The organism is Pseudomonas sp. BJa5, assembly GCF_030272875.2.
In the GTDB taxonomy this organism is placed as follows: domain Bacteria; phylum Pseudomonadota; class Gammaproteobacteria; order Pseudomonadales; family Pseudomonadaceae; genus Aquipseudomonas.
This window is the reverse complement of the sequence record NZ_JALRNG020000010.1, coordinates 83,555-96,773: the sequence shown is the minus strand read 5'-3', so window position 1 is coordinate 96,773 and position 13,219 is coordinate 83,555. Positions and strand designations below refer to the sequence as shown.

Sequence of the window (13,219 nt, the reverse complement as noted above, 5' to 3'; positions counted from 1 at the left end):
CTCTTATCGAATTTGTGGGCCGATGAACCGGCTCTTGGCTTCAACCTGGGCAGCGCTGTCGTCAGCGTTCTTGAGGATGAAGATGACTTCGTTGGTGGACGACGGCAGTTTTTCCGGGGCCATCGACAGTTGCACCGGCAGGCTGACGATGTCGCCGGCCGCGACGCGGATCTCTCCCGCACCTTCGAGCTTCAGGCCCGGCAGGCCGGTGGCTTCGAGCACGTAGACGTGGTCGCGCTGGTCCTTGTTCATCACCTTCAGGCTGTAGACGTTCTCGATCCGGCCCTGGGCGTTCTCGCGATACAGGACGCGGTCCTTGCTGACATCGAAGCCCACCAGCGAGCGGGTCACGAATGCCGTGGCGAGCAGGGAAATCATGGCCAGCAGGACAAGGGCGTAGCCGATCAGTCGCGGGCGCAGCATGTGGGTCTTCTGCCCCGACAGGTTGTGCTCGGTGGTGTAGCTGATCAGGCCCTTGGGGTAGTTCATCTTGTCCATGATGGTGTCGCAGGCATCGATGCAGGCGGCGCAGCCGATGCATTCGATCTGCAGGCCGTCGCGGATGTCGATGCCGGTCGGGCAAACCTGGACGCACATGGTGCAGTCGATGCAGTCACCCAGGCCCTTGGCCTTGTAGTCGAGGTCTTTCTTGCGCGGGCCGCGGGTTTCGCCGCGGCGCGGGTCGTAGGAAACGATCAGGGTGTCCTTGTCGAACATCACGCTCTGGAAGCGCGCATAGGGGCACATGTACACGCACACCTGCTCGCGCAGCCAACCGGCGTTGCCATAGGTGGCCAGGGTGAAGAAACCGACCCAGAAGTAGGCCCAGCCGTCGGCCTGGCCGGTGAAGAATTCCACCGCCAGCTCACGGATCGGCGAGAAGTAGCCGACGAAGGTCATGCCGGTGACGAAACCGATCAGCAGCCACAGGCTGTGCTTGGCGGCCTTGCGCAGGAACTTGTTGGCGCTCATGGGCGCCTTGTCGAGCTTCATGCGCTGGTTGCGATCACCCTCGGTGACCTTTTCGCACCACATGAAGATCCAGGTCCAGACGCTCTGCGGGCAGGTGTAGCCGCACCAGACACGCCCGGCGAACACGGTGATGAAGAACAGGCCGAAGGCGGCGACGATCAGCAGGCCCGAAAGCAGGATGAAGTCCTGCGGCCAGATGGTGGCGCCGAAGATGTAGAACTTGCGCTCCGGCAGGTTCCACCAGACGGCCTGGTGGCCGCTCCAGTTCAGCCAGACCGTGCCGAAGTACAACAGGAACAGGAAGGCGCCGCCGACCATGCGCAAGTTGCGGAACACGCCGGTGAAGGCCCGGGTGTAGATTTTTTCCCGGGAGGCGTAGAGATCGACGCTGTCTTTGTCCTTGCTGGCAGGCGGGGTGACATCATGTACCGGAATCTGCTTGCTCATCATTGAGTCCCACGGCAGTGGAGGGGTGCCGCGGCCAGTACCTGCCGGCCGCAGTCGGAAGCTTGATGCTCTAGGGCGCATGATACGCCTGTCCCGCCGGTCAAGGGGAGAGGTGCGACCTTTGGCCGCGTTGGGGGAATTCGGATAATAGTGTAGTTGGCACTGTCAATTGATCTGGGTCAGGCCGGTGGTTTTCCAGCCTGGACAACCGGCCTATCCATGCTTGTCCTGTACGGTCGTGCGCAGGTGTCATAAACAAAGCGGCCCCGCCAGCAGGACTGGCGGGGCCGTATTTCAGCCAGGCTGATTACTTCGTTTCAGGCGCTTTCTCTTGCTGGTGCGACAGGCTGTAGACATAGGCGGCCAGCAGGTGGACCTTGTCGTTGCCCTGGATCGCTTCCTGGGCAGGCATCTGGCCCTGGCGGCCGTAACGGATGGTCTGCTGCAGTTGGGCGAAGCTCGAACCGTAGATGAAGGCTTGCGGGTGGGTCAGGTTAGGCGCGCCCATGGCCGGGGTGCCTTTGCCTTCCGGGCCGTGGCAGGCCACGCAGTTGGCAGCGAACAGCTTCTGGCCATTGGCCGGGTCGGCTTTCGCGCCTTCTGGCAGGGTGCGGCCATCGAGGTTGGTCAGCACATAGGCGGCGACGTCAGCCACGCCTTGCTCGCCGATGACTTCGGCCCAGGCCGGCATCACCCCGTGACGACCGCCCATGATGGTGGCCTTGATGGTTGCCGGTTCGCCGCCCCAACGCCAGTCGTTGTCGGTGAGGTTGGGGAAGCCGTAGGAACCCTTGGCGTCGGAACCGTGGCAGACCGCGCAGTTGGAGGCGAACAGGCGGCCGCCCATCTTCAGGGCTTGCGGATCCATGGCCACTTCTTCAATGGGCATGGCGGCAAACTTGGCGAAGATCGGGCCGAACTTGGCGTCCGAACGGGCCATTTCCTTTTCCCACTCGTGCACGCCGGTCCAGCCGGCCTGGCCGTTGGCGAACTCGGTTTTCTTCTCGTTGTCCAGGTACTGGTAGCCCGGCAGCACGCCTTTCCAGTTACCCAGGCCCGGGTACAGCACCAGGTAACCCAGGGCGAAGACGATGGTGCCGACAAACAGCCAGAACCACCATTTGGGCAGCGGGTTGTCGTACTCCTCGATACCATCGAACGAGTGGCCCACGATTTCATCGGTGGCTTCACTGCGCTGGCCCTTGCGGGTGGACAGCAACAGCCAGGTCAGGGCGAAGATGGTGCCCAGACTCAGAACGGTGACGTACAGACTCCAGAAGGTAGTCATTCGTTGTTACTCCTAGACGCTTTCGCTTGCGCTTGCTCGACGTGCTTGCTGGCCTCGGGATCATCCGCGAAGGGCAGCATGGTCGCTTCGTCGAACTCGGACTTGCGCCGAGAACTGAACACCCACAACGCCAGGCCGACAAACGCCACCATCACCACGACGGTGCCCAGGCCTCGAATCATCCCGATATCCATCAATGTCACCGTTTGCTTTTGATGATGGTGCCAAGGCCTTGCAGGTAGGCGACCAGGGCGTCCATTTCAGTCTTGCCCTTGACCGCGTCATGGGCACCGGCGATGTCGGCATCGGTGTACGGCGTGCCGAGGGTACGCAGGACTTCCATCTTCTTGACCGTATCCTTGCCGTCGAGCTTGTTCTCGACCAGCCATGGGTAGGCCGGCATCTTCGACTCGGGCACGACGTTGCGTGGGTTGTACAGGTGGGCGCGGTGCCAGTCGTCGGAGTAACGACCGCCGACGCGCGCCAGGTCCGGACCGGTACGCTTGGAACCCCACAGGAACGGGTGATCCCAGACGCTTTCACCGGCGACCGAATAGTGGCCGTAGCGTTCGGTTTCGGCACGGAACGGCCGGATCATCTGCGAGTGGCACTGTACGCAGCCTTCGCGGATGTAGATGTCGCGGCCTTCGAGTTCCAGCGCAGTGCGCGGCTTCATGCCTTCGACCGGTTTGTTGGTGACGTCCTGGAAAAACAGCGGGACGATCTGGGTCAGGCCGCCGATGCTCACGGCGATGACCATGAAGAAGGCCAGCAGGCCAATATTCTTCTCGACTGCTTCATGCTTCATCAGTGGGCTCCCACTACAGCGATCTGCGCGGCGGCTTCAGCTTCGGCCGGTTTCGAAGCGCGTACGGTACGGTAGACGTTGTAGGCCATCAGCAGCATGCCGGAGGCGAAGAACGCACCGCCCAGGGCGCGGACCATAAAGCCCGGGTGGCTGGCTTGCAGGGCTTCGACGAACGAGTAGGTCAGGGTGCCGTCGTCGTTGATCGCACGCCACATCAGGCCCTGGGTAATACCGTTGACCCACATCGAGGCGATGTACAGCACGGTACCGATGGTGGCCAGCCAGAAGTGCGCGTTGATCAGACCGATGCTGTGCATCTGCTCGCGGCCGTAGACTTTCGGAATCAGGTGGTACAGGGCACCGATGGAGATCATCGCAACCCAGCCCAGGGCACCGGCGTGCACGTGGCCGACGGTCCAGTCGGTGTAGTGCGACAGCGAGTTGACGGTCTTGATCGCCATCATCGGACCTTCGAAGGTCGACATGCCGTAGAACGCCAGGGAGACCACCAAAAAGCGCAGGATCGGGTCGGTGCGCAGCTTATGCCAGGCGCCCGAGAGGGTCATCATGCCGTTGATCATGCCGCCCCAGCTCGGTGCCAGGAGGATGATCGACATGGCCATGCCCAGCGACTGCGCCCAGTCCGGCAGGGCGGTGTAGTGCAGGTGGTGAGGGCCGGCCCAGATGTACAGGGTGATCAGTGCCCAGAAGTGCACGATCGACAGGCGATAGGAGTAGATCGGACGCTCGGCCTGTTTCGGCACGAAGTAATACATCATGCCCAGGAAGCCGGTGGTCAGGAAGAAGCCCACGGCGTTGTGGCCGTACCACCACTGGATCATGGCGTCGGTGGCACCCGAGTAGGCCGAGTAGGACTTGAACAGGCTCACCGGCAGCGACATGTGGTTGACGATGTGCAGCATCGCGGTGACCACGATGAAGGCACCGTAGAACCAGTTACCCACATAGATGTGCTTGGTCTTGCGCTTGACGATGGTACCGAAGAACACCACACCGTAAGTGACCCAGACAATGGCCAGCAAAATGGCGATCGGCCATTCCAGCTCGGCGTATTCCTTGGTCGTGGTGTAACCCAGTGGCAGGGTGATGAGCGCACCGACGATCACCGCTTGCCAACCCCAGAAGGTGAAGGCCGCGAGGCTGTCGGAGATCAGTCGCGTCTGGCAGGTTCGCTGCACGACATAGTAGGAAGTGGCAAACAGCGCACAGCCACCGAAGGCGAAGATCACCAGGTTGGTGTGCAATGGGCGAAGTCGTCCAAAACTCGTCCATGGCAGGTCCAGGTTCAGCTGGGGCCATACCAGTTGCGAGGCGATGAAGACGCCAAGCCCCATGCCAAGGATCCCCCAGACCACCGTCATGATGGCGAACTGGCGGACGACCTTATAGTTATAAGCAGTCGGACTGATTGCTGTGCTCATTCTAAGGTTCCACGGTTTGGGTGTTTTTGTAGGTTAAAAAATCGGCGCAAGTATGTATAAACCGTGTGGTTATTGCAACGCGATGGCATTCGCGCCGACCCTTGCCAAAGCCCGATATATCGCTGTTCCGGGCGCTCTTGGCGGAAGAAGTGTACACAATTATCTTATTGATATGTGTACTGTAATTCATATTTTCTTGTCCAATCGGTCAGACTTGTTGTGGACAGGTCGTTTCGCCCGCCAGCGTCCATAAAGGAGGTCGGGCCGGTCCCCTCTGCCTTTGCCCACATTCTTCAATGAGCACTTTGCCAGCAAGGAACGGCCGCAGCCTTTGTTACGGCCACTGTGGCAACAAGCTTAGTTCCGATCAGAAGGGGCGCAAGCAGCGGGGCGGGGGAGGTGCGACACTTGGTCGCAAGGGGCGGGGAGGGCCGCCGCACCCGGTGAGGTGCGGCGGTTTGCGTCAAGGTTCAGTTAACCGAACTTTTTACTTGGCAGAGAGGCTCTCGCCTTTGACCGCCTCATCCTGGGACAGGCTGTAGACATAGGCGGCCAGCAAGTGGACCTTGTCGTTGCCTTGCAGGTCCTGCTGCGCTGGCATCTGGCCCTGGCGGCCGTGGCGGATGGTCTGTTGCAGCTGGGCGAAGCTCGAGCCGTAGATGAACGCCTGTGGATGGGTCAGGTCCGGTGCGCCCATGGCCGGGGTGCCTTTGCCTTCGGGGCCGTGGCAGGCCACGCAGTTGGTGGCGAACAGCTTCTGGCCATTGGCGACATCGGCCTTGCTGCCTTCGGGCAGGGTGCGGCCGTCGAGGTTGGTCAGGACGAAGGCGGCGACGTCAGCCACGCCTTGTTCGCCGATCACTTCGGCCCAGGCCGGCATGATCCCGTGGCGACCACCCATGATCGACTGCTTGATGGTGTCCGGCTCACCGCCCCAGCGCCAGTCCTTGTCGGTCAGGTTGGGGAAGCCGTAGGCGCCCTTGGCGTCCGAGCCGTGGCAGACCGAACAGTTGGAGGCAAACAGGCGGCCGCCCATTTTCAGCGCCTGGGGATCCTTGGCCACCTCTTCCACCGGCATGGCGGCGAACTTGGCGAAGATCGGTCCGAACTTGGCGTCGGCCTTGTCCATTTCCTTCTGCCATTCGTTGGCTCCGGTCCAGCCGTTCTCATAGCCGGGCAGAATGCCTTTCCAGTTGCCAAGGCCAGGGTAGAGGATCAGGTAGCCCACCGAGAACACCAAGGTGCCGACGAACAGCCAGAACCACCACTTGGGCAGCGGGTTGTCGTACTCCTCGATGCCGTCGAAGCTGTGGCCCATGGTCTGGTCGCTGGTTCCGGGCTTTTCACCCTTGCGCGTGGCCAGCAGCAGCCAGGTCAGGCCGATCAGGCTGCCGATCGTCAGTACGCAGATGTACGTACTCCAGAAGGTGGTCATTGCCCGTTACTCCTCGATTCGGGTTCGTTGGCGGCTGGTGTCAGGCGGTCATCGGCGAAGGGCAGCAGGCTGGCCTCGGCGAACTCGCGGTCGCGTCGACCGTTGAACACCCACAGCGACAGGCCGATGAAGGCGATGGCCACCAGCAGGGTGCCCAGGCCGCGCAGCTGGCCGATATCCAATGTCAGTTCCATGGGCCTTACCTCTTGTTCTTGATCGCGGTGCCAAGCACCTGCAGGTAGGCGACCAGCGCATCCATTTCCGACTTGCCCTTGAGCGAGGCCACGGCACCGCTGATGTCTTCATCGGTGTAGGGCACGCCCAGAGTGCGCATGGTGCGCAGCTTGGTTTCGGTGTGGCTGCTGTCGACCTGGCTGGCGACCAGCCACGGGTAGGCCGGCATCTTCGACTCGGGCACGACGTTGCGCGGGTTGTACAGGTGGGCGCGGTGCCAGTCATCGGAGTAGCGACCGCCGACACGGGCCAGGTCCGGGCCGGTACGCTTGGAACCCCACAGGAACGGATGGTCCCAGACGCTTTCACCGGCGACCGAGTAGTGGCCGTAGCGCTCGGTTTCGGCACGGAACGGCCGGATCATCTGCGAGTGGCACTGTACGCAGCCTTCGCGGATGTAGATGTCACGACCTTCCAGTTGCAGCGCGGTATAGGGCTTCATGCCTTCGACCGGCTTGTTGGTGACGTCCTGGAAGAACAGCGGGACGATCTGGGTCAGGCCGCCGATGCTGACGGCAAACACCATCAACAGCACCAACAGGAAGACGTTCTTCTCGATTACTTCGTGTTTCATCTGGGTCTCCTCAGGCCAGCTGCGCGGCGGCAGGGGCGGTCGCGGCCGCCGGGGCACGCACGGTGCGCCAGGTGTTCAAGGCCATCAGCAACATGCCGGACAGGAAGATCGCCCCGCCGACGAAGCGCACGATGAAGCCAGGGTGGCTGGCTACCAGGGTTTCGACGAAGGAGTAGGTCAGGGTGCCGTCGGCGTTTACCGCGCGCCACATCAGGCCCTGGGCGATGCCGTTGACCCACATCGAGGCGATGTACAGCACGGTGCCGATGGTGGCCAGCCAGAAGTGCGCGTTGATCAGGCCGATGCTGTACATCTGCTCGCGGCCGAAGACTTTCGGGATCATGTGGTACAGCGCGCCGATGGAGATCATCGCCACCCAACCCAGGGCACCGGCGTGCACGTGGCCGACGGTCCAGTCGGTGTAGTGGGACAGGGCGTTGACGGTCTTGATCGCCATCATCGGGCCTTCGAAGGTCGACATGCCGTAGAACGCCAGGGATACCACCAGGAACCGCAGGATCGGGTCGCTGCGCAGCTTATGCCAGGCGCCCGAGAGGGTCATCATGCCGTTGATCATGCCACCCCAGCTCGGTGCCAGGAGGATCAGCGACATGATCATGCCCAGCGATTGCGCCCAGTCGGGCAGGGCGGTGTAGTGCAGGTGGTGGGGGCCGGCCCAGATGTACAGGGTGATCAGCGCCCAGAAGTGCACGATCGACAGGCGATAGGAATACACCGGACGTTCAGCCTGCTTGGGCACGAAGTAGTACATCATGCCCAGGAAACCCGCGGTCAGGAAAAAGCCCACGGCGTTGTGGCCGTACCACCACTGGACCATGGCGTCGGTGGCGCCGCTGTACAGCGAGTAGGACTTGGTCAGGCTGACCGGCAGTTCCAGGTTGTTGACGATGTGCAGGATCGCCACGGTGATGATGAACGCACCGAAGAACCAGTTGCCCACGTAGATGTGCTTGGTGGTGCGCTTCATCAGGGTGCCGAAGAACACCACGGCATAGGCGACCCAGACGATGGTGATCAGGATATCGATCGGCCACTCAAGTTCGGCGTATTCCTTGGAACTTGTGTACCCCAGCGGCAAACTGATCGCAGCCAGCACGATCACCAACTGCCAGGCCCAGAAGGTGAAGGCGGCCAGGCGTGGCGAGAACAGGGTGGTCTGGCAGGTGCGCTGCACCGAGTAGTACGACGCTGCGAACAGCGCGCAACCACCGAAGGCGAAGATCACCGCGTTGGTGTGCAACGGTCGCAGACGGCCGAAGCTGGTCCAGGGGAGGTCGAAGTTGAGCGATGGCCAGACGAGTTGCGCGGCGAGAAAAACGCCGAGCCCCATCCCGACTATTCCCCACACCACCGTCATAATGGCGAATTGGCGGACCACCTTGTAGTTGTAGGCGGTACTGCTGGTTGTGTTCATGTATGGGTTCCCATCCACGGTTATAGGCAGACTAATTAGCGAGGCAAGCATGAGTAATGGGCAACTGGCCGGTATTGACGGGGATCAATGGCCACGGCTGGTGGAAAGTCGCGGCTGGCGCTGGAATGCCCCGCAAAATCAGGGGGATGGCGCACATACCGGATGCTTGATCTTGGCCCATGGCGCAGGTGCGCCCATGGACAGCACGTTCATGGACGAAATGGCGCAAAGGCTGGCGGCACAAGGGCTGGGAGTGTTGCGCTTCGAGTTCCCCTACATGGCTCAGCGCCGTGCGGATGGTGGCAAAAGGCCTCCAAATCCTCAGGCCAAGTTGCTCGAATGCTGGCGTGAGGTTTATGCCCAGGTGCGACCTTGGGTCACGGGGCCGCTGGCCATTGGTGGCAAGTCCATGGGCGGTCGCATGGCAAGCCTGGTGGCCGATGAACTGGGGGCCGATGCCCTGGTGTGCCTGGGCTATCCCTTCTATGCGGCGGGCAAGCCGGAAAAGCCACGGGTCGCGCATCTGGCGCAACTGAAGACGCGCACCTTGATCATCCAGGGTGAACGGGATGCGTTGGGCAACCGGCAGGCGGTGGAGGGCTATGAACTATCGCCGGCGATCGAGTTGTGCTGGCTGGAGGCGGGGGATCATGACCTCAAACCCTTGAAGGCGTCGGGGTTCAGTCATGCGGAGCATCTGGCCACAGCGGCGCAGAAGATTGCAGCATTCCTGTAGGAGCGGGCTTGCCCCGCGATTGCGTTTTGTCAGGCACATCGCATCGCGGGGCAAGCCCGCTCCCACATGCAGTCGACAGCGGCGTTAGGTTGCCGGGAATATCAGCCGCGGTATTCGCAGAGGTAGGCGGTGTCTACAGCTACTTTCAGCTGGAACTTGCTGTTGGCCGGTACATTGAACTGGCTGCCGGCGCTGAAGGTTTCCCAGTTGTCGCTATCAGGCAGCTTGACGGTCAGGGCGCCGGAAACAACGTGCATGATTTCACGCTGGGCGGTGCCGAATTCGTACTCGCCGGGGGCCATCACGCCGACGGTGGCCGGGCCTTCGGCAGTGCCGAAAGCGATCGACTTGACGGTGCCATCAAAGTACTCGTTGACCTTAAACATGGGCGACTCCTGAAAAGGGGCTGAAAAGGCTGGCCAGTATGCCCAAGGCTCCCGGCGCCGTCATCCGCTTTCAGGTGCCAACCGCCGGCAGGCTCAGGGGCAGCAGGCGTGCGGTATTGCGGGCATCTTCCAGGGCCCGGTGTTGCTGGCCGCTGAATTGCAGCCCGGCCAGTTGCAGGGCGCCGTTCAGGCCCAGCGGGCGCTGGAGCTGGCGAGCCTTGGCGAAGCGCTGCTTGAGGTTGATGTGCGGCAGCGCCTCCAGCAGGCTGTGGATCTGGTGCTGTTGCCATTCCTGGAGCAATTGCTGGCGATCGTAGTCGCCCCAGCTGACCCAGGCTTGCAGGTGGGCCTTGTGGTGCCCGATCCAGCGTTCGAACTGGCCCCAGACCTCGCTGAAGGTGGCGGCCGAGTCGACGCTGGCCTGGCTGATATGGGTCAGTTCACGGCAGAAAGGCGTCAGTTGCGGGCGTCGCCGCGGTTTGATGAAACGCTGGAAATGGTCGACCTCACGTCCCTGGCGATTGACCAGCGTCGCGCCGATTTCGATGACTTCCATATCCGTGACCGGCCAACCCCCATCGTCAGTGGTTGCTTCCAGATCGATCACCAGCCAATGGCCCATAGTAGGCTCCCTTCCAAGACTCGCTAGAGCGTAGCCAAACTCGGGCGTTGACGATATACCATGGCATTTTGCCTGTATCCGTCTACTGGCACATTTGCCAGTTGTGCGGTGCCCGGAAAACGCCTAGCTTAAGTGGATTCCGACTTAAACCCACAATGAGTGTGTTGCTTTGATTCCAACGCCCAAGCTTCAGGTGATGCCTGTCCTGATCATGCTCGTCACCTTGTGGGTGATGTCACCGGCCCGGGCGCTGGAGGAAGTTGAAGTCAAGGTGGGTGCGGCGCATTTCCCTCCTTATACGGTGCGCCCGGAGAAGGGCGCCGATAGCGGACTGTTGCCACAGTTGGTCCAGGCCCTGAACAATGCCCAGCAGCGCTACCGCTTCGTCCTGGTACCCACCTCGATTCCTCGTCGCTTCGGTGATCTGCAACAGGGGCGCACCGACATGGCGATTTTCGAGAATCCGCGCTGGGGCTGGGAGCGCATTGCCCATGAGACCGTCGACATGGGCCTGGAAGATGTCGAGCTGTACGTCACCCACCGCCAACCCGATCGCAACGAGCAGTATTTTGCCGACCTGCGCGGCAAGCGCCTGGCGCTGTACAGCGGTTATCACTATGCCTTCGCCGACTTCAATTCCGACCCCGGCTACCTGGCCAGTCATTACAATGCAACCCTGACCTACTCCCATGACAGCAACCTGTTGATGGTCCAGCGTGGGCGCGCCGACGTCGCCCTGGTGACGCGTTCCTACCTCAGTGACTTTCTCGCGCGTAACCCGGAGAGTGCCGGACAGTTGCTGGCCTCCGAGCGCGTCGACCAGGTCTATCACCATTACGCCTTGCTGCGCCCCGGTGCGCCGATCAGTGCCCAGGACTTCGCCCGGCTGTTGCAGCAGTTGCGCGAGCAGGGTGAATTGCTGCGGATTTTCCAGCCTTATCGGATCAACGTCACTTCGCCGGCGAGCGACTAAATTTGCCCGTGGCGGCCACGTTCACAAGGGTGAGTACTCTTTCCTTCGTGAGCCCGGATCATGCCGTTCGACACTGCTTTGCACCCCTTGCCCCGTTGGCGCGACCTGGCCGCCGATGAAACGGATTGCTGCCTGAGCCTGGTGCTCGAAGGCAGCCCACTGATTCGCGTGCGCCTGGAACGCGGCGAAACCTTGCAGGTACACCTTGAGGACCTGGCCCGTGACCGCCCGCAGCAGGCCTTGTGGGCCGCCTGCTACTGGCTCTTTGCTCGCGATCCCGGGTGCCAGCGCCTGACCTGGCATCTGGACCCCGCGCCCCTCGATGCCTTGCGCAGCGGCCTGCTGGTTGCCCAGAGCCAGGCCGGTCTCTACATCTGTGAACGCAGCCTGTTCTGGCAGTTGCCCCAGCCCTGGCTGGGCCATGCTTATAGTGATGCCTACCCGCAGCAAATGCAGATCACCGAGGGCAAGCGCCATCCGCGTCGCGCGCCGAAACCTCGGGGCGAAGTGTATCGCCGATTCGACGCCAGGCTAGGCGCCTGGGTGTCGCTGCGCACCCTGGAAATCGATCAGGACCTGGAGCGTTTCAACCGCTGGCAGAACAATCCCCGGGTCCTGAACTTCTGGCAGGAAGGTGGCAGCCTGGAGCAGCATCGCGACTACCTGGACAAGTTGGCGGCCGACCCGCACAGCCTGACCCTGATCGGCTGCTTCGACGACGAGCCCTTTGCCTATTTCGAGGCCTACTGGGCCAAGGAAGACCGCATCGCGCCGTTCTATGGCGTCGACGACTACGACCGCGGCATTCATATGCTGGTGGGTGAAGAACAGCACCGCGGGCCGCACAAGGTGGCCAGCTGGTTGTCGGCCCTGGTCCACTACCTGTTCCTCGATGATCCGCGCACCCAGCGGGTGGTCGCCGAGCCGCGCGCCGACAACGCCAAGATGATCGGCTACATGCACGAGCAGTGCTTTCATTGCGAGAAGGAGTTCGATTTCCCGCACAAGCGTGCGGCGTTGATGATTCTGGGCAGGGAGCGCTTCTTCGAGCGCTGCAAGCTTTAGGCTTGCAGCGTGCAGTTTCAAACCTTCTGGCTTGAGACTTTCCGACAATGGATCAGGGCGTCGCGGATCATGAAGTTGACCAAAGTCGGCGATACCCCCAGTTCCTTGGCGATGTCCTTCTGCGGTACGCCATGCAGGCGGTACATCTCGAAGGCGTAGCGGGTGCGCTGGGGCAGGTCGTTCAGCGCTTCGGCGATGTGTTCCAGGGTGGCGTAGTTGATGTGCGTGGCTTCCGGCGAAGCGCCCTGGACCACCACGTTCAGGCCTTCCTCTTCGCTGCCGGAGTATTTGAGCTCCATGGCCTGCTTGCGATAGTGGTCGATGGCCAGGTTGCGCACGATCTGGAACAGGTAGCTGAGCTGGGCCTTGAACGAGGAGGTGATCTGCGGCGCGGAGCTCAGCCGAAAGAAGGCATCCTGCACCACGTCTTCGGCGCGGGAGCGACAGCCGGTGATGCGTGCGGCGATCTTGACCAGGATGCTGCGGTTGTCGACGAACGCCTGGAGTAACGGTGAATCGCACTTACTTGTGGATAGTTGTTCCGCCATGGAAATCACCTTGCTCTATGAGGGAAGGGGAGCACTCCAAACTAGGAGGCTTCCTACGACGTGCGACAAACTATTCGTAATGATAATTATTGTCAAATGCGAAAAGTAATGTTTCTTCATATCTTTTAGTTCTAAGCCCGGGATTGTGATCCGCTTCAAAAATCCTGCGCTTCGGGCCTACTGCCCCCGGCAGGCATCCACCTAATTATTTGCCCTGGCCATCCGTTCCTCTGTGTACATCCCCCGGCGCCCGA

15 protein-coding genes are annotated in these 13,219 nt (G+C 61.5%); 3 read left to right on the top strand and 12 right to left on the bottom strand.

Annotation, left to right across the window (positions count from 1 at the left end):
- Nucleotides 1-3 precede the first annotated feature (3 nt).
- The 9 genes from ccoG to ccoN (M2D63_RS08225) all read right to left on the bottom strand — a co-directional run bounded on the left by ccoG (nt 4) and on the right by ccoN (M2D63_RS08225) (nt 8,635).
- Nucleotides 4-1,419 (bottom strand): cytochrome c oxidase accessory protein CcoG, encoded by a 1,416-nt coding sequence (gene ccoG / locus M2D63_RS08265; RefSeq protein WP_285862364.1) that lies wholly within the window; start codon nt 1,417-1,419, stop codon nt 4-6.
- A gap of 307 nt (nt 1,420-1,726) precedes the next feature.
- Nucleotides 1,727-2,707, bottom strand: a complete 981-nt coding sequence (ccoP, locus tag M2D63_RS08260) for a cytochrome-c oxidase, cbb3-type subunit III (RefSeq protein WP_285862363.1) — start codon at nt 2,705-2,707, stop codon at nt 1,727-1,729.
- Nucleotides 2,704-2,901, bottom strand: coding sequence for a CcoQ/FixQ family Cbb3-type cytochrome c oxidase assembly chaperone (locus M2D63_RS08255; RefSeq protein ID WP_028945389.1), 198 nt, complete (start codon nt 2,899-2,901; stop codon nt 2,704-2,706). The genes ccoP (M2D63_RS08260) and M2D63_RS08255 overlap by 4 nt, the downstream gene beginning before the upstream one ends.
- A 5-nt stretch (nt 2,902-2,906) precedes the next feature.
- Nucleotides 2,907-3,515 (bottom strand): cytochrome-c oxidase, cbb3-type subunit II, encoded by a 609-nt coding sequence (gene ccoO / locus M2D63_RS08250; protein WP_285862362.1) that lies wholly within the window; start codon nt 3,513-3,515, stop codon nt 2,907-2,909.
- Nucleotides 3,515-4,957 carry a cytochrome-c oxidase, cbb3-type subunit I gene (gene ccoN, locus M2D63_RS08245; protein ID WP_285862361.1) on the bottom strand — a complete coding sequence of 481 codons (1,443 nt, stop codon included), beginning with the start codon at nt 4,955-4,957 and terminating at the stop codon, nt 3,515-3,517. Before ccoN (M2D63_RS08245) ends, ccoO (M2D63_RS08250) begins: the two co-directional genes overlap by 1 nt.
- Before the next feature lie 487 nt (nt 4,958-5,444).
- Entirely contained in the window at nt 5,445-6,392 is a 948-nt protein-coding gene (ccoP, locus tag M2D63_RS08240; RefSeq protein WP_285862360.1) for a cytochrome-c oxidase, cbb3-type subunit III, read from the bottom strand.
- Nucleotides 6,389-6,586: a cbb3-type cytochrome oxidase subunit 3 gene (locus M2D63_RS08235; RefSeq protein WP_403050156.1), complete on the bottom strand. Its 198-nt coding sequence runs from the start codon at nt 6,584-6,586 to the stop codon at nt 6,389-6,391. Before M2D63_RS08235 ends, ccoP (M2D63_RS08240) begins: the two co-directional genes overlap by 4 nt.
- A 5-nt stretch (nt 6,587-6,591) precedes the next feature.
- A complete protein-coding gene (gene ccoO / locus M2D63_RS08230) occupies nt 6,592-7,200 on the bottom strand; it encodes a cytochrome-c oxidase, cbb3-type subunit II (protein ID WP_285862359.1) in 609 nt (202 codons plus the stop codon).
- 10 nt (nt 7,201-7,210) lie between these two features.
- Nucleotides 7,211-8,635 (bottom strand): cytochrome-c oxidase, cbb3-type subunit I, encoded by a 1,425-nt coding sequence (gene ccoN / locus M2D63_RS08225; protein ID WP_285862358.1) that lies wholly within the window; start codon nt 8,633-8,635, stop codon nt 7,211-7,213.
- Between the two features lie 49 nt (nt 8,636-8,684).
- Here ccoN (M2D63_RS08225) and M2D63_RS08220 point away from each other — a divergent pair, with 49 nt between their 5' ends.
- The gene (locus tag M2D63_RS08220; protein WP_285862357.1) at nt 8,685-9,371 is read left to right on the top strand and encodes an alpha/beta family hydrolase; all 687 of its coding nucleotides are present in this window, start codon (nt 8,685-8,687) and stop codon (nt 9,369-9,371) included.
- A 101-nt stretch (nt 9,372-9,472) separates the two neighbouring features.
- Here M2D63_RS08220 and M2D63_RS08215 read toward each other — a convergent pair whose 3' ends face one another.
- Both M2D63_RS08215 and M2D63_RS08210 read right to left on the bottom strand, forming a co-directional pair.
- Nucleotides 9,473-9,757 (bottom strand): pyrimidine/purine nucleoside phosphorylase, encoded by a 285-nt coding sequence (locus tag M2D63_RS08215; RefSeq protein WP_010225980.1) that lies wholly within the window; start codon nt 9,755-9,757, stop codon nt 9,473-9,475.
- A 70-nt stretch (nt 9,758-9,827) separates the two neighbouring features.
- Nucleotides 9,828-10,379 (bottom strand): exonuclease domain-containing protein, encoded by a 552-nt coding sequence (locus tag M2D63_RS08210; RefSeq protein WP_285862356.1) that lies wholly within the window; start codon nt 10,377-10,379, stop codon nt 9,828-9,830.
- A 169-nt stretch (nt 10,380-10,548) separates the two neighbouring features.
- Between M2D63_RS08210 and M2D63_RS08205 the strand changes: the two genes are divergently transcribed.
- Both M2D63_RS08205 and M2D63_RS08200 read left to right on the top strand, forming a co-directional pair.
- Entirely contained in the window at nt 10,549-11,352 is an 804-nt protein-coding gene (locus M2D63_RS08205; RefSeq protein WP_285862355.1) for an ABC transporter substrate-binding protein, read from the top strand.
- A gap of 60 nt (nt 11,353-11,412) precedes the next feature.
- Nucleotides 11,413-12,417: a GNAT family N-acetyltransferase gene (locus M2D63_RS08200; RefSeq protein WP_285862354.1), complete on the top strand. Its 1,005-nt coding sequence runs from the start codon at nt 11,413-11,415 to the stop codon at nt 12,415-12,417.
- Nucleotides 12,418-12,434: 17 nt separating this feature from the next.
- Here M2D63_RS08200 and M2D63_RS08195 read toward each other — a convergent pair whose 3' ends face one another.
- Nucleotides 12,435-12,965, bottom strand: a complete 531-nt coding sequence (locus M2D63_RS08195) for an RNA polymerase factor sigma-70 (RefSeq protein WP_285862353.1) — start codon at nt 12,963-12,965, stop codon at nt 12,435-12,437.
- Nucleotides 12,966-13,219 lie beyond the last annotated feature (254 nt).

Excerpts from the sequence above, each read along its gene's own strand:
- ccoG (WP_285862364.1), bottom strand. The coding sequence starts at position 1,419 with ATGAGCAAGCAGATTCCGGTACATGATGTCACCCCGCCTGCCAGCAAG.
- ccoP (WP_285862363.1), bottom strand. The coding sequence starts at position 2,707 with ATGACTACCTTCTGGAGTCTGTACGTCACCGTTCTGAGTCTGGGCACC.
- M2D63_RS08255 (WP_028945389.1), bottom strand. The coding sequence starts at position 2,901 with ATGGATATCGGGATGATTCGAGGCCTGGGCACCGTCGTGGTGATGGTG.
- ccoO (WP_285862362.1), bottom strand. The coding sequence starts at position 3,515 with ATGAAGCATGAAGCAGTCGAGAAGAATATTGGCCTGCTGGCCTTCTTC.
- ccoN (WP_285862361.1), bottom strand. The coding sequence starts at position 4,957 with ATGAGCACAGCAATCAGTCCGACTGCTTATAACTATAAGGTCGTCCGC.
- ccoP (WP_285862360.1), bottom strand. The coding sequence starts at position 6,392 with ATGACCACCTTCTGGAGTACGTACATCTGCGTACTGACGATCGGCAGC.
- M2D63_RS08235 (WP_403050156.1), bottom strand. The coding sequence starts at position 6,586 with ATGGAACTGACATTGGATATCGGCCAGCTGCGCGGCCTGGGCACCCTG.
- ccoO (WP_285862359.1), bottom strand. The coding sequence starts at position 7,200 with ATGAAACACGAAGTAATCGAGAAGAACGTCTTCCTGTTGGTGCTGTTG.
- ccoN (WP_285862358.1), bottom strand. The coding sequence starts at position 8,635 with ATGAACACAACCAGCAGTACCGCCTACAACTACAAGGTGGTCCGCCAA.
- M2D63_RS08220 (WP_285862357.1), top strand. The coding sequence starts at position 8,685 with ATGAGTAATGGGCAACTGGCCGGTATTGACGGGGATCAATGGCCACGG.
- M2D63_RS08215 (WP_010225980.1), bottom strand. The coding sequence starts at position 9,757 with ATGTTTAAGGTCAACGAGTACTTTGATGGCACCGTCAAGTCGATCGCT.
- M2D63_RS08210 (WP_285862356.1), bottom strand. The coding sequence starts at position 10,379 with ATGGGCCATTGGCTGGTGATCGATCTGGAAGCAACCACTGACGATGGG.
- M2D63_RS08200 (WP_285862354.1), top strand. The coding sequence starts at position 11,413 with ATGCCGTTCGACACTGCTTTGCACCCCTTGCCCCGTTGGCGCGACCTG.
- M2D63_RS08195 (WP_285862353.1), bottom strand. The coding sequence starts at position 12,965 with ATGGCGGAACAACTATCCACAAGTAAGTGCGATTCACCGTTACTCCAG.